We start from the raw sequence: 14,626 nt of genomic DNA on the forward strand, positions 1-14,626 counted from the left end.
CTCTGTCCTGTAGACCTCTTGGCAGTCCGTTGAAGAACTCCCAATTGCTGCGTTGCCGCAAAAAGTTCAAACTCTCGCGGATGAATAAATACGCTTCGACCTTGAACTTTTCTTGCTCCTTGCACTTGGGGTTTTTGAACGGACTGCCGGATAAGAATTTTTCAACAATCAGCTAATCCTCTTCAGGAAGGAGAAGCCGCATGACGCCTCGGAACATCTACGTCGTGGACGACCATCCCCTGATTCGCAAGGGCCTGTGCCATGCCATCAACGCCGAAGCTGATCTTCGTGTTTGTGGCGAGTCTGCTTCGTGCCGGGAAACGTTGCATGACCTGCAAACCCAGACACCGGATGTGCTGGTTTTGGACCTGAGCCTCTCCGATGGCAATGGGTGGCGGCTTATGCAGCAGCTTCGCGCTCAGGGTAATCTGCCCCCGACGCTGATTCTTTCCGTATGCGATGAGGAAATTTATGCTAAGCGTCTGCTTCAGGACGGTGCCCGCGGCTACTTGATGAAAGACGAACCCATTCCCGCTGTTCTGGCCGCGATCCGGAAAATTCTCGCCGGCCACCTTGCGTTCAGCGACCACATGGTCGCCCGAATGCTGCAACCTGAAAACGCCCCATCAGTTCAGCTCATGGATCATCTCAGCAACCGAGAACTGCAGGTCTATGGCCTGCTGGGCCAGGAAATGGGCAATAAAGCCATTGCCGCGCGGCTGGGCATTAGTCCCAAAACCATCGGCACCTACAAATCGAGACTTAGGGTAAAACTTGACCTGCGCACGACGCACGATCTCTTGGAACATGCCCGTGGCGGATATTTGGGTGACCAGGTTTGATCAGGAACGCGAACCTTGTCGGGAGCCGGTTGGCGCTACCTCTCCTCGCTGCTTGATAGCGATGAAAGGAGCTTCCTTGGTTCAGCCGTCCGCGTCTGGCCTGACGATGGTCACGGTCAGGTCTTTGTTGTGGAGGACAAGATCTGGAGAATGCGCGGGATGGGGTAGATCCCCGTTGCGGTAGTGGAAGACGATGCGCAGATAGCCGTCGTGTTCACCGAGAACAACTTGGCGGATGAACCCGTTGGATATGGCATTGTTGAAACGGGCCGTGTTGCGCCATTCTCCCGGAATATCCACGACCCATCGGGCCGGTTCGCCGATAAAAAAGTATTTTGGCTTGGGTACGGGGCGGTCGGCACGGAAAACGGCTTGAAAGCCTTTTTCGACCGGGCTGAAGGAGTGGGACAGGAGCCTACCCGGCCCGTTCGGCTGGGCTGGCGGTGGCGAAGGGACCGGAAGATCCGGAAGGGTGGCGGTTGTTGGAGGAGGTTGAACCGGGGATCGAAAGACCGGGGATGCGTCGGGTCGGACTGTTGTTGCTTGCCCGGTTAAGTCTATAGTTGCGTTGTGCTCGGATTCAGAGATGTCGCTTTTATCTCCCCAGCGGGTAATGAGTCGCTGGACTTCGTCCTTCAGCGTCACCTGACTTTCCGGATTGAACAGCGCGACGACCAGTCCCACGTCCCGGCCCACGGCCAGGGAAAAGAAGGTCATGGCGCAGAAGGCGAAGGCGATCAGCATCAGCCAGGGCGCTCGGGACGAATGCAGGACGCTCATTGTCCACCTCCCGCCGGAGGCGCGGCCAGTTCGGTCGGATCAGCCGGAGCCCCGGGTTGGCGAGCCGGAGGTGAGGACGCTCCATTGCCCGCGGGCGGCTTCGCGGCCGCGGGAGGAGCCTGGGGAGAGGCCTGAGAAGAGGTAAGGGGAGAAGCTTGAGGCGCGGGCTGGCTCACGGAGCCCGTCCCGGCCTGTCCGGTCCCGGCCACGGCCTCCGGACGCAGCCCGCCGGCCCCGAGACCGGCGTAGCAGTAGGCGGGCTGATTGGGCACCCGCAAGGGCGGCAGGTCCTGGATGGCCAGGATCGGGTCCACGTTGCGCATGGTGTAGTTGACCTGTATCCGGCTTACGCCCAGCCCTTCCAGGATGCTTTTCTGCTGGGGAAAGTCGTCCGGAGCGTAAACCTTGCGACCGGCCCGGAAATCGCGCAGAAAATCCCGGAACCCCCACTCTCCTGCCCAGGTTTGGGACAAGGTGGCTTCGCGGAAGTAGATCCGCAGGTTCACGTCGTCGCAGGTGGCTGGTTCCCAAGCAAAATCCAGCGAGTTCGGGAAGTTGAAGTTCTCCAAAGTCTGGGGCTGGGCCGCGCATTGCAGAGTCAGCGTGGTCTGGTAGGGCTCGCTTTTGGCTTCCGCGTTCACGTTGGTGGGCAAGGTGGTGACGGGCACGATGTACTTGGGCTGGAGTTGTTGCCGACGCACCGAGCCCTGATCCAGAAATGTCAGGAAGCCCTGACGGAACGGGAAGGGGATATCCAGCCACGTAGCAGGTTCCCAGCCGTCCTGGGTCCGCCGCAGATAGGGCTTGGCCGGTCCGGTCAGGAACGGGGGGACCACGCCTTGATCTCCAAAAAGGGTGGTCCAGAGTTCCCGTGAGGGGATGTTCGCGGTCTCGGCCAGAACCTGGGACTCCCAAAGGTCGTTCACGGCGCAGGCCGTCTCGTAGGTGATCATGGTGACCAAAAACAGCAATGGGCCTTCCACGAACCTCCAGAAGTCCCTCCAACCGGCGGCCTGGCCTTTGACCAGCAGGTGCGAGATGGTGTTCACCGCCGCCAAGGCGATATCTTCGGCTGACTGGGCGTCGCCGACCATTCCGTAATCCTGGGAAGCATAACGGTAGGCCGCGTCCATGGACGTTGTGACCTTCTGGAGGGCCTTGAGCTGCTCCATGTACGTCTGGAAATGCTCCACCGCCGCGAGACTGTCCTCCAGGTTGAACACCCGGGCCTCGAGTTGCTTGAGTTTTTCAGAAATACGCGTATCCAGGCTGGCCCCCAACTGCTTGGCCCGATAGTTTTCGATCAGGAAATCAAACTCCCGGAAAAACCGGTTGATCGGGGCGGGGTCGAAGCGGATGCCTTCGATGGTCGCGTGTTCATCCCGCAATCGCGTGATCAGATTGAAGTAGGGGTTGTCCAGGGTGGCCATGCTGACGCTGGTTTTCAGCCAGTCGTCCCGGGTTACCAGCTTGTCCATGCCCAGGTCGAAATGAGTGTGGAACTGGTCCCACTGATCAGCAAATTGGTTGGCGTACCAGAGCCAGAAGGCCTGCTTGCGTTTGTTGAAGGCTTCCGGGTCGGCGGACGTCAGGGCAACCTGCTCCAGGAGCTTCCGGATTTCCTCCTTGCCTTGCCGCGTGTACGCACGGGATACCCGCGGTTCGCCATGGACTTGTCCCAGGCCGATCCAGAAGTCGTTCAGGGTCACGTCGTGCAGGTTGGGCCGGGCTGCGGCCCAGTCCGACAGCCAGTGCAGATCCTGGCCTTCGATTTCGATGATCCGGTTGGCCCACATCTGCATTTCCCGGCGCTCCCGGCTCAGAATGCCCACGTCCCCCTCCCAGGTTGCGTAGGAGCGGTACATGTCCGGAAAAAAAGCGGCCACGTAGGGCAGTCTTCCGCCAAAGGCCAGAGCCAGGGCCTGAATCGGGCCATCCTGTCCGGGCTGGTCCGAGCGGGGCTTGCCTGCTTCCCGGGCCTTGAGGGTGTCGATCCGCCAGACCAGATACTCCAGGTAGGGGGCGAGGACGTCCTCCTGGTCATGGACGCCCAGATTGACGAATTTCTGGCCCATGGCCTCGTCCGTGGGCGTGAGGATATAGTCGCGAAACCAGGCATTGTAGGTGCTCTTCAGGCCCGTAAGGGCCGACTGCCCCTGGTAGAAGCCCATCCTGGGCCAAAAACCGGCATGCAGATCCCGTTGCATCCCGGCGATGCGATCCCGCATCAACCCCACGGAGACCATGTCTTGAGCCAGGTCCGCGCCCATGGTCGGTGACTTGGGAAAGGTCTCGTACACGGGCTGCATGGCCTTGCGGATCTGGACGTAGGACAGGCTGGACAGGCCGACGAGCGTGAGCAGCAAGAGCATCCAGGCCCCCAGGGCCAGGTTGGTGGTGGCCGTGCGCCAGGACAAATACTCGCCCAGCATCCGAAAGCCGAAGCGGTCCTTGGGCAGGATGGCCGAGAAAAAATCGTGCAGAAACAGTCCCAGGCCCGTATCCGGCAGCCGCCACTGGCGGTCCTTGAAGCTCTCCAGGGAGCCCAGCACGCCGGAGCGCGTCAGGCCGGACTGTCGGCCGCTGGAAATGAACAGGCCGCGAAAAAAAGGGGTTTCTTGGTAGGGATTCTCGTGGAACGCGCCTTGGATGAAGGCCTGAACCCGGGGTGTCAACCGCTCGAACTCGTCCGGAAACAGCGCGGCCCGGCCCCCGGAAGAACCGGCGCTTCCGGCCAGCACCAATCGGAGATCCTTGAGTTTGCGGGCGATGTGGCCCATGGCCTCGCCCAGAAATTCTTCCGGGGCTCGCTTTTCGAAGTCGTTGAGCAGCCCCATGGCCTGACCGCGCCGATCCTCCGGGAGCAGGTCGGCCAGGGCCGTCATGCCCATGACCAAGTCCAGCTTGGTCACCAGCACGTACACCGGAAACTTGGCCCCCAGCACGCGCATCAATTGATCCATGCGCATCCGAATGGACCGCCCGTAGGCGACCAGGGCGTCCTCGTCGTCGGCCAGGAGCCGGTCCGCCGGGAGGGTCACGATCACTCCGTTGAGCGGTTCCTTGCGCCGGTATTTGGCCATCAGGGTCAGAAACCGTTCCCATTCCTCCCGGTCCTCTTCTTCCAGGGGCACGGCGTAGCGCCCGGCCGTGTCCAGGACCACGGCGTTCTCGAAGAACCACCAGTCGCAATTTTTGGTGCTGGCAATGCCCTTGGTGGGGCCGACGTCCGTGAGGATCGTGGTCAGTCGGGCATGGGACACTGCCGTGGACTTCCCGGACCCGGTCTCGCCGAAGATCATGAACCAGGGCAGCGTGTAGAGCGGGTCGCCCCGATGGCGCAGCCGGGAAGCCCGCAGGGTTGCCACGGCCGCGGTCCAGCGATCCTGGAGTTCCTTGAGCCGGCGGCGTTCATGGGCCGGAGCGGCCTGAATGGAAGCCTGGTCCTGGTCTACCACACGCTTGACGAACTTTTCCTCCCGTCGGCGGTAATAGTACCGGCGCAGAAACAGAACCAGCACCACCACGAAAAACACCCCGGCTACGGCCACACCCACGATCCACCGCGGCCACTGCATGTAGTCCGCCAGCAACAACGCCCCGAAGCCCACGGCCACGGCCAAGGCCAGAAGCAAGAAGATTTTCAGCGCGGTAAACAAGAGTTTGGTCATGGCGAGTGCTCAGGGGGGGGCAGCGGCACGGGGAAGATCATCTTATCACCCCAGCGCCTTCAGCCAATCAGAAACGAAATTGGAGAGCATGGAGGCGTAGGAGAGGTAGATGCCCAGGGCGAGCAGCCCAGGCGCGAGAAACAGGAGGGCCAGTTGAATGCCAGGCGAGAGGCGCGAAGGTCGGCTCGTGGTCGGTCCTTTTTCGTAGACTTCAGGAAAAAGTCGTTCGGTGAGGGAACGTTGTACACCATGGAGCTGCTCCAGGTTGGTCCGGGTCAGTTCTTCGAGTTTGGTTCGGCCTTCCGGGCCGTAATATCGGCCAGTGAAGCCCAGAGTCAGGCAGGCCACGTAGACTTCCAGGACATCCCTGCGAACTGAATTCGGGCTCTGTTCCATGTTTTCGAAAAGCGACATGTCCAGCGGTTCTCGAGCCGGCTTGCCGCACAGTCCTGCCAAACGCTGATAGAATTCCTCACCGGCGTTGACCGTTTGAAAGTGGACCTGTTGCAGCTTGTCGCGCATCCATTCCGTCCGCCCCGGCCAAGTGGAGGCCAGCACGGCCTCGTCGGCAAAGGCGCAGACCGCGAACAAGGCCTCTTCCGCCAGGGCCGGGTCTCGTCGACTCGCCCGGTCCATCCCTTGCCGGATCAAACGGTCCATATCGGCCCGGGCCGTGGCGTAGGGCGTATCCGCCAGATTGGTCTCTGAACCGAGCATGGACGCGAAAGCCAGGGCAGGGAGAAAATCGTCGATCAGGGCCACGAAGCGCCTACCTTGTCAGCACGGCCAGTTGGGCGTCCAAATCTTTTGGGGCCTCGGTCCAGTGCAGGGCGATGCTGCCGTTCTTTTCGATTTCAGCCCAGAGCGGGCTTTCCCGGCCGATGCGGAAATAAATAGCGCCGTGCCGTCTGGGCATGCCCGCGGGCGGGCTGTCCGACGCGGCCAGCGGGATGCCCGGCAAGGCCCGGACCAGCAGCGACCCCATGGCGCTGGTGGCGGACAGCTTGAGCATTCGAGACGCCGAATCCCTCATGGTCTGGGGATCCACGACTTCGGAATGCAGCACCAGCCAGAACTCCCCACCGGAAGTTTTGGTCTCGGCCAGAATCTGGTTGGGGATGTCCGCGGTCCAGTAGGGATCCTTGAACTCGAAGCGGGTCACGAACCGCGGACCGGCGGAAATGCTTTCCAACAGGGAGACGATCACGTCCCTGGTCCCGCGAAAGCAGCGGCCCAAGTCGGTGTGCGCGTAGTCGGGCACCAGTTTTTCATCCTGCCAGTTTTCGCCCAGGGCGCTGATGTCCAGGGAAAAAACGGACAATTCGGCCACCAGTTCCCGGAGGATGCCGTAAGCGTTCCAGGGCGACAGGCACGGAGTTTCCACGGCGTGATCCATCCGGGCCGCGAACCGGGACAGGGTGCGCAAGGCCATCAGCAGCAGGGTGAATTCCGTGGAAGCGCCGCCGGAAAGATTTTTGTACCCCTCAAGCTGCCGGGCCTTGCCCAGGACACGGTCCCGCAGTTCCTTGAGCAGCGCGGCCAGGGCCACGGAGCCGGACAGGGTCAGGCAAGGAGGGACGAAGGACCGGTCCAGAGCCGTTCGGTCTCCCTCCCGGGTCAGTCTGGCCACGGGAATCAGATCGAAGTCCCCGGCTTGGTCCAGCTCGTTCTCAAAGACCAAATTCAGGACGTAGGACATCCGCCGGACTTGCGCGGAGGGGCCGTCGCCGTAGTCGTCCAGGACGTTTTCCGGCTCCACGGGCACGGTCAGTCGCGTGGGAGCGGCGGCCATTTGGGCCGGGGTCTCGGCCACGGTCACGTTGGGTTCGCCCGGTTTCATGGCCCGAAGACCGACATAAACGGTCAGGGTGCCGTCCACCGGGATGGCCTCCAGGGAAAGCTGCCGTCCGCCGCACACCGCGTTGCCGGGAAAGTTGACCACCCGGGCCGTGGAGGGAAAAAGCACCGAGATTTGCGTCAGCTCGAAACGTCCGGCGGCCAGGGCCGCGTCGTTCACGCCGACCTCGGCCACACCCCAGAAAAAGGGAATCAGGTTGGAGAGTAGGGGGGCCAGCGTGTCCGTGAACTGCCGGTTGAGAATCTGGAAGTGCTGGGGCTGAAGAAACAGCCCCTGATGCCAGTAGATCGGTCCGTCGGCCATCATTCGACTCCCATGCGCTGGATGGAATTGGGACCCAGCAGAATGTCCATGGTCAGGGTTCCAGGGTTATAGACGTCCGAGGACCAGGGCCACCAGCCGTCCCGGCCGGTGACCACGGGAAAGGAATACAGGGTCGTGACCAAGCCGGGCTGCAAGTCGTTGTATCCGGCCGCCAGCCCAATGTGCTGCGCCCCTTCGGCCCGGTCCAGGACAAAGGTGGATTCCTGTCCCGGACTGATGAACCGCCGCTCCACGTGGACCACGCTCTGGTCGAACCGGGCGCACTCCAGCAGTTTGCGAATCCCGCCCAGATTCGCGGCCAGTTCCTGGAACGCGGCCGGGGAACTCATCTGGTACGTGCAGAGCAGGATGTTGTGTGAAAATCCTTCAAACAGGTTCAGGTCCTTGTCCGCCTTGAGGTTCAAGGTGAGGCCGCCGGGCAGATAGGTCCACTTGACCTGATCCGGACTGGCCGCGTTCTGGAGAGTCTCCCAAGGCTTTGGCGGCGGCTTCTTCCCTGGCGGCGGATAGCCGTGGCAGGCGGACAGGAAGAACAGAAGCAGGAGGAAAAGGGCTGAAAGCTGAAGGCTGGGGGTTGAAGGTCGAAGAGGGGGAAGTGATCTGGCGGCATTGAATTGCGAGCGTGCACTCGGAACCGTGAATCGTGAACCGTGAACCATGAACCCGCAACCCTGAATAAAATTTTTCATAACCGCACGCATACCCAGCACCCTGCCTCAAACAAGGGTCACAGTAAAGACCTCGGCGTCGTCCTGGTCCGGGAACGGGCCGAAGACCAGCCCCTGGGGGGAGCCGGTGACGCGGACGTAGTAGGACTCGGCCGGTGAGAGTTCGTTGTGCACGCCCCAGGCCGTGGCCTCCTTGCCGCCCAGATCCATCTTCATCCCTCGCACCGGGTAGTTCAGGGTGGAGTTCTGGGGGATGGTCCCGGCCAGACCCACGCCGTGGGCGTCCGGGACAGCGGCTTCACCGCCTATGCTCCCCAGGAAGGCTCCCTTCCAGGGATCCCGGGCCGGACCGACCTCGAACCAGAGGCCCAGACCGGGCAGGGGATGTACGGCCAGACGATAGTCCAGTGTCAGTTCAGGGGCCTTGGCGTTGGCCCGGGCCACGGCCCTCACGCCCAGGCCGCTCTGGACCACTTCGGCCCCACGCAGCGGGGTGGGCAACTCCTCCACCGCCACCTTGCCCCCGGAGGGGGAAAGCAGAATCGGAAAGGCGTGTCCATGGGCGGCCTGGGCCGCCAGGGCCAGCAGGGCCAATCCTTGACGGATGCTCGGCTGGGCGAAGCTGGCGGCCTGACCCACGATCAGCCAGACCTTGCAATCATCCTTGGCCAACTCCGGCACGGCCCCGGCCCAGACCAGCTTGGCCAGGTCGTCCTCCCAGAAATGACCACTGGGATTGAGTCCGTACTTGGCCGTTTCCTCGAAAACCATCCGCCCCAGGCCCTCGTTTTTTTCCAGAATGGTGATCCAGACGCTTTTCTTCATTGATCCTCCTGGTTCGCGCTACGCTTTTTTGCCCTTGCCCTTGCTCTTGCGCCCGGCCGGCTTCGCTTGCCCGTCGTCATGGCCGAAGGTCATGGTAAAGCCGCCGTCCTCGCCCACGTCCAGGGCCACTGACCTGGGCATGCCCGCGTCGGACATATGGCTGAGAATTTCCTGGGACATGCGCGGCAGGATGGTCCCGGAAAGGATGTACTCAATGTTTCGAGCCCCGGTTTCCACCTCGGTGCACCGGGCCGCGATCTGATCCGGGACCGTGTCCGCGTAGGTCATGGTCATCTTGTTGTTCAGCAGGAGTCGTCGGGCCAGGGCGTCCAGCTTGAGCCGGGCGATGCGGCGCATGGCCTCCCCGGACAGGCTCTGGTAGGGCACGATGGACATCCGGGCCAGCAGGGCCGGCTTGAAGTGCTCGGAGAGGATCGGGCGGACCGCGGAGAGTACGGTGTCCAGGTCCAGTTCGGCTCCGTCCTTGGTCATTTCCTGGATCACGTCCGCGCCCAGGTTGGAGGTGAGCATGATCACGGTGTTCCGGAAGCTGATCTCCTTGCCTTCTCCGTCCGTGAGCAGGCCCTTGTCAAAAACCTGGTAGAACAGGTTCATCACGTCCAGGTGGGCCTTTTCCACCTCGTCCAGCAGGACCACGGAATAGGGCCGCTGGCGCACGGCCTCGCTGAGCATCCCGCCCTCGCCGTAGCCCACGTAGCCCGGCGGGGAGCCGATCAGCCGGGAAACCGTGTGTTTTTCCTGGAACTCGCTCATGTTGATGGTCACCACGCTGCGCTCGTCGCCGAAGAGGATGTCCGCCAGGGCCAGCCCGGTCTCGGTCTTGCCCACGCCCGAGGGGCCCACCAGCAGGAACACGCCCGAGGGCTGCTCCGGACCGCGCAGTCCGGCTTTGGCCGCCTTGACGGCCTCGGCCACGGCGCGCAAGGCCGCGTCCTGGCCCTTGATCCGCTCGCCCAGACGTCGTTCCAGGTCCACGGCCACCGCGGCCTGCTCCCGGGCCACCTTGCCCACGGGGATGCCGGTCCAGTCGCTAACCACCTTGGCCACCACGTCCGAGGTGACCTCAATGGACACCAAGCCGTCCCCCACTCGAACTGCGTCATAGGCTGTCCGGGCATCGGCCAGAGCCGTGCGCAAGGCTTCCTGGTCCGATGTCGTGGGGATGTCCGTCACATGGGAGGCATGGGAAGTATGGGACGTATCCGAGCTATCTAGTGCATCTGGCGCACCGGCCTTGTCGCTTTGCTCCGCCATGCCAGCGTTCAGCGCGGTGCGGGCGTCGATCAAGAGTCGGGCCGCTTCAAGCTCTTTTTGCCAGGCGGCGCGGACGTCCTCGGCCTGGGCGGTCAGGTCGGTGATTTTGCCTTCCAGTTCCTGAATCCGATCCAGGTCCACCGGGGCCCCGTTGGCCAAATCCCGTTCCAGAGCTTTCTTTTCCCGCTGGGCGGCCTGGATGGCCCGTTCCTTGTCCTCCAGTTCGCCGGGTTTGGAGGACAGGCTGACCTTGACCCGGGCACAGGCCGTGTCCAGCAGATCGATGGCCTTGTCCGGCAAGAACCGACCGGTGATGTAGCGGTGGGAGAACTCCGCGGCGCATTCGATGGCGTCGTCGCGGATAACCACCTTGTGCGCGGCTTCGTAGGCGTCGCGGATGCCGCGCAGGATCAGAGCCGCTGTAAGCACGCTGGGTTCGTCAAGCTTGACCAACTGGAACCGGCGGGCCAGGGCTGGGTCCTTCTCGAAGTATTTCTTGTATTCCTTCCAGGTGGTGGCGGCGCAGGTCTTGATTTCGCCCCTGGCCAGGGCCGGTTTGAGCAGATTGGCCGCGTCCGAGCCTCCGGCCGTGCCCCCCGCGCCCACCAGAGTGTGAGCCTCGTCAATGAACAGGACAATGGGCTTTTCGCTGGACTTGATCTCGTCCAGCACCCCTTTCAGGCGGCGTTCGAACTCGCCCTTCATCCCGGCCCCGGCCTCCAGCAGGCCCATGTCCAGGCCGAGCAGGGTCACGCCTTCCAAAACCTCGGGTACGTCGCCCTGGGTGATGCGCAGGGCCAGGCCTTCGATTACCGCGGTCTTGCCCACTCCGGGCTCGCCCACCAGGATGGGATTGTTCTTGCGCCGCCGAGCCAGGATGTCCACGATCTGACGGATTTCCGGGTCCCGGCCAAAGACTGCGTCGATTTTTCCGGCCTTGGCCTTGGCCGTGAAGTCCTCGCAGAACTTGGCGATGAAGCTCTCCCCGGTTCCGCCGGGCGTGCGCGCCGCCTCCCCCGTGGGTTTGGCCGCCGGCCCTTCGCCAGCGCTTTCCGTGGATACCTTGGCCAAATCCCAGAAGTTCTTTTGCAGCTCTTCCCGGTTGACCTGGCCGATCAGATCCGTGTAGCCGCCCTGGGCGTACAAGGCCGGTTTGCGCAGAAATGCCAGCAGGATGGCTCCGGAACGGATTCGGGTCAGACCCAGGTCCACCGAGGCCACCAGCCAGGCCGCTTCCAAGAGTTCCATCAGCAGAGGGGAAAAGACCGGACGGGAGGAATTTCCGGCCCGAAAATCTTCCATGCTGTCATTGACGGCCGCCTTGAGTCGCCCGATGTCCGCCCCGAATCGAGTCAGGGCCAGGGGAATGTCCGCGCCCTGGTCCTCCAGGCAGGCCAGGAGCAGATGCTCCACCGTGACCTCGTAATGGGTACGATTCACGGTTAGTCCGGCGGCCGCGTGCAGGGCCTGGGTAGTGTACCCGTTGCATTTCTCCAACAGGGCTTTCATGTCCACGCCGATCATAGCACGGTGCTCCTTTGCTGATGGTCATCCCAAATCCGTCGGCGCTCGGGAAAAACGGCCCGCCCTTGGGCAAGCGGCTCCGACGTAAGCCAGACGTCGCACCCCAACCGGGACCAGCGCGCTTCGCCCAGGCGCCCCGGCAGGGCCTCTTGGGGGGCCAGCACGAACTCCAGATCGAATTCCAGCGGCTGAGTGCAGTAAAATCGAATCAATTTGATCAGTTCGTCGTGGTCCGTTTCGCCGGGCAGCTCCCTTTGGAACGCGTCCGCGTCCAAGGGGCCGACGACGATCCGAATCTTGCCCATGGCGTCCGCCACTCGGTCTCCGATCCAGGAGTCGAAGCCCAGAACGTTGGCTTCCCGGCCGAGTCGACAACGCTGGTCCTCGGGGATCGTGGCCATGCGCGGCTGGCAAGGCAGTACCTGAACCGGAGCGCCGATCCGGTCCGCGAGCACGCCCTTCAATCCCACGGAAGACCGGGGAAACTGGGTCAGCAACCCCGTGGCCCGCAACAAATATCCGGGCTGGCGAAAGGAATGGTCCAGCATGTCCTGGTGGCCCAGCCCGATCAGGGCGAACAGGCGCAGCAGGATGTCCTCGTCCTGTTCCTCGCAAACCTGGTGGCACAGGTTGTAGTGGGCGTCGGCCAGGGCGAAGAGCACGAAAAAGCCGTGATTCAGGATGTCCAGAAAATCCCGGCTGACGCTGCCGTCCTCGTTCTGCTCGTCCAGCAGCTCCTCGGTGTAAAATGTGGGGAGCGGCGATGAGGGGCCGTACAGCCCCAGAAACGTGGCCGTCATCCGAAATCGGCGCAAGGCGTCCGCTTGACTGTCGTCTTCGCCGGGCAGTTCCTTGACCTCCACCAGGTCCGTGGGCGGAAACCCCAGGGAAAGGTAGGGCCGGACCCGGAGCTGTTCCCGAAGAAAGGTCCGCGCTCCCTTGGTTCCCGGTCCGCCATACGCGTGGCGCAACAACCGCACGGCCTGCAGAAAGGAAAAGCCGCGTGGGTTGTCGACCAACTCCTCCATGACGGAGAGCCGTTTCCTGCCCTTGGAACGAGCGCCCGGGCCTCTGTCTGGGGCCTTACCCGTACCGCTGCCCGTGCCGCTATTTGGCGCGGAGAGGTCTACAGCAGAACGCGGTCGCCCAGCCGGATCGGCCATGTAAACTGCTCCTTGCGCAGCGTGTCCGTGACGGTCAGCTGCGTGTAGGCGTTGATGGCGGCGTAATTGCCCAGAAAAACGTCCAGAACCGAACCGAACAGGTGCATGTCCCCCTCGCCGGTGAAGCCCTGGCGGTCCAATTGGACCCGGATGTCCTGCCCGCGCAGCAGATAGCCCTGGACAAACCGATCCGCGGCTCGCAGGTCCATGCCCACGATGCCTTCCACCCGTTGGGCGTTGGCCAGGACCGTGGCCCGGTCCCTGGTCTCCGTGAAGATGTACAGCTTGAGCACGGAGCGCAGATTCTCCGGCGTGGCCACGGACAGGTAGTTCAAAAACAAATGGGAGAGCAGCCGCCAGAGCAGGTTCTTGCCCAGGGGCGGCTGAACCGGGGCCGTGGGCGAGCGAATATTGGCGAAATCGGCCAGCTCGGAGGACGACTCCGTGGGCATGCGCACGTCGCCCATGCGCAGGGTTTCCGGCAGGGAGGCGTTGGTGCACAGGATGTCCAGAGACAGGGTCTCCAGGCTGGGCTCCTTGTTCCCTCCGGGATAGGCCACGGAGAGGTGCAGTTCGGCCTTGCCGTCCAGGGGCGACAAGCGGTGATGCACTGCGTAAACCGGAGTGGCCTCCACCTGCGGGTTGAACAATTCAAAGGGCAGGTATTCCCGTTCCTGCACCGTGCCCTGGACGAAACCGATAACCTTGTTCACTGCGTAAATCTGGTAGTGGCGGGGATTTTCCCCCCCTGCCCGGATGGGATAGTCCGCTCTTTTGTGGTCCAGGAGGATCGGGTCGGCCTGGTGCGGAAACAGGTTCAGGGCCGGGGTGACGAAAAGTTGAAAATGTTCGGCCCGCATGGCCGGCAGGTCCGGAGGCAGATCGGCGAAGTCAAACTCCAGGGAAAAGCCGGTACCCGAGCCCCGGTTGTGCCATCGGTCCAGGCCGTTGACGTCAAAAAACAGAAATTTTTCCGGCAAGACGAAATATTCCTGCAGGATGCGGTAGCCGGGGAAGGATCTGGCCGGAAAGGGAATCAGGGAATCGTCCTCGCCAAAGCCCACCGGGGTCACGGCCTTGGCACCCAGGGGGACCACCTTGCCGTCCGCGGCCACCAGCCGGACATCGCGCAGCCGGGTGAACAACAGCCAATTCCGGCGGGAGGCTTCGGTGTACACCCCGGCCAAGTGGAATCGCAGGGAGTTCGGAGTGAAGGAGGCCGCGTCCAGACCGGTCAGGGACAGGTCGATGCGCAACCTGCCGTGTCCGCCGGGCGCGGAAAACGATACCGAGGTCACGGACATGGGAAAAAGCCGGACGTCGTAGCTGGTGGTGAAGGTGCAACGGGTGCCCTCGGATTCTACGGAGTCGATGGCCGTGCCTTTTTTGATCACGATGATTTCACGCAGGCTGCGCTTGGGCGTGAAGCGGATCAGGGTGGCCGAGGGAATGGGGCGCAGATAGTGGGGAAAGATGAGCTGAATCAGCCCATGGACGATCTCCGGAAAATCATCGTCCAGCTTTTCATAGATCAGTCCGGACAGAAAAGCCGTGCCTTCCAGCAGACGCTCCGCGTCCGGGTCCGCGGACTGGCCGGTGAGCATGGGCGCCAGGGCCGGATGGGCCTTGGCGAACTCCGCGGCCAGATCGCGCAGGTTGGACAGTTCTCGCTGGTAGTACTTCTCGATCACCCGGG

At 62.7% G+C, this 14,626-nt stretch carries 10 protein-coding genes; 1 reads left to right on the forward strand and 9 read right to left on the reverse strand.

The window, feature by feature from the left end:
- Positions 1-224 precede the first annotated feature (224 nt).
- A complete protein-coding gene (locus tag C6366_RS10510; protein ID WP_158269733.1) occupies positions 225-842 on the forward strand; it encodes a response regulator transcription factor in 618 nt (205 codons plus the stop codon).
- A gap of 81 nt (positions 843-923) precedes the next feature.
- Here C6366_RS10510 and C6366_RS10515 read toward each other — a convergent pair whose 3' ends face one another.
- Genes C6366_RS10515 through tssF form a run of 9 tightly spaced genes read right to left on the reverse strand, consistent with a single transcriptional unit; the run spans position 924 to position 14,621 of the window.
- Entirely contained in the window at positions 924-1,622 is a 699-nt protein-coding gene (locus tag C6366_RS10515) for an AMIN domain-containing protein (protein ID WP_107737746.1), read from the reverse strand.
- Positions 1,619-5,293, reverse strand: coding sequence for a type VI secretion protein IcmF/TssM N-terminal domain-containing protein (locus tag C6366_RS10520; RefSeq protein ID WP_107737748.1), 3,675 nt, complete (start codon positions 5,291-5,293; stop codon positions 1,619-1,621). Before C6366_RS10520 ends, C6366_RS10515 begins: the two co-directional genes overlap by 4 nt.
- A gap of 45 nt (positions 5,294-5,338) precedes the next feature.
- Complete coding sequence (locus C6366_RS10525; protein ID WP_107737750.1) at positions 5,339-6,055, reverse strand: DotU family type IV/VI secretion system protein; 717 nt, start codon at positions 6,053-6,055, stop codon at positions 5,339-5,341.
- Positions 6,056-6,062: 7 nt separating this feature from the next.
- Positions 6,063-7,454: a type VI secretion system baseplate subunit TssK gene (tssK, locus tag C6366_RS10530; protein WP_158269734.1), complete on the reverse strand. Its 1,392-nt coding sequence runs from the start codon at positions 7,452-7,454 to the stop codon at positions 6,063-6,065.
- Entirely contained in the window at positions 7,454-8,164 is a 711-nt protein-coding gene (locus C6366_RS10535; protein ID WP_158269735.1) for a type VI secretion lipoprotein TssJ, read from the reverse strand. Before C6366_RS10535 ends, tssK begins: the two co-directional genes overlap by 1 nt.
- Before the next feature lie 27 nt (positions 8,165-8,191).
- Complete coding sequence (locus C6366_RS10540) at positions 8,192-8,968, reverse strand: hypothetical protein (RefSeq protein WP_107737756.1); 777 nt, start codon at positions 8,966-8,968, stop codon at positions 8,192-8,194.
- Between the two features lie 18 nt (positions 8,969-8,986).
- The gene (tssH, locus tag C6366_RS10545; RefSeq protein WP_107737758.1) at positions 8,987-11,767 is read right to left on the reverse strand and encodes a type VI secretion system ATPase TssH; all 2,781 of its coding nucleotides are present in this window, start codon (positions 11,765-11,767) and stop codon (positions 8,987-8,989) included.
- A complete protein-coding gene (gene tssG / locus C6366_RS10550; RefSeq protein WP_107737760.1) occupies positions 11,764-12,930 on the reverse strand; it encodes a type VI secretion system baseplate subunit TssG in 1,167 nt (388 codons plus the stop codon). The genes tssH and tssG overlap by 4 nt, the downstream gene beginning before the upstream one ends.
- Entirely contained in the window at positions 12,894-14,621 is a 1,728-nt protein-coding gene (gene tssF, locus C6366_RS10555) for a type VI secretion system baseplate subunit TssF (RefSeq protein ID WP_107737762.1), read from the reverse strand. The genes tssG and tssF overlap by 37 nt, the downstream gene beginning before the upstream one ends.
- Between the last annotated feature and the right edge of the window lie 5 nt (positions 14,622-14,626).

It is taken from the genome of Desulfonatronum sp. SC1 (assembly GCF_003046795.1).
Taxonomy (GTDB): Bacteria; Desulfobacterota; Desulfovibrionia; order Desulfovibrionales; family Desulfonatronaceae; genus Desulfonatronum.

Coding starts and splice junctions, on each gene's coding strand:
- C6366_RS10535 (WP_158269735.1), bottom strand. CDS start 8,164: ATGAAAAATTTTATTCAGGGTTGCGGGTTCATGGTTCACGGTTCACGA.
- C6366_RS10540 (WP_107737756.1), bottom strand. CDS start 8,968: ATGAAGAAAAGCGTCTGGATCACCATTCTGGAAAAAAACGAGGGCCTG.
- tssK (WP_158269734.1), bottom strand. CDS start 7,454: ATGGCCGACGGACCGATCTACTGGCATCAGGGGCTGTTTCTTCAGCCC.
- tssG (WP_107737760.1), bottom strand. CDS start 12,930: ATGGCCGATCCGGCTGGGCGACCGCGTTCTGCTGTAGACCTCTCCGCG.
- C6366_RS10515 (WP_107737746.1), bottom strand. CDS start 1,622: ATGAGCGTCCTGCATTCGTCCCGAGCGCCCTGGCTGATGCTGATCGCC.
- C6366_RS10520 (WP_107737748.1), bottom strand. CDS start 5,293: ATGACCAAACTCTTGTTTACCGCGCTGAAAATCTTCTTGCTTCTGGCC.
- tssH (WP_107737758.1), bottom strand. CDS start 11,767: ATGATCGGCGTGGACATGAAAGCCCTGTTGGAGAAATGCAACGGGTAC.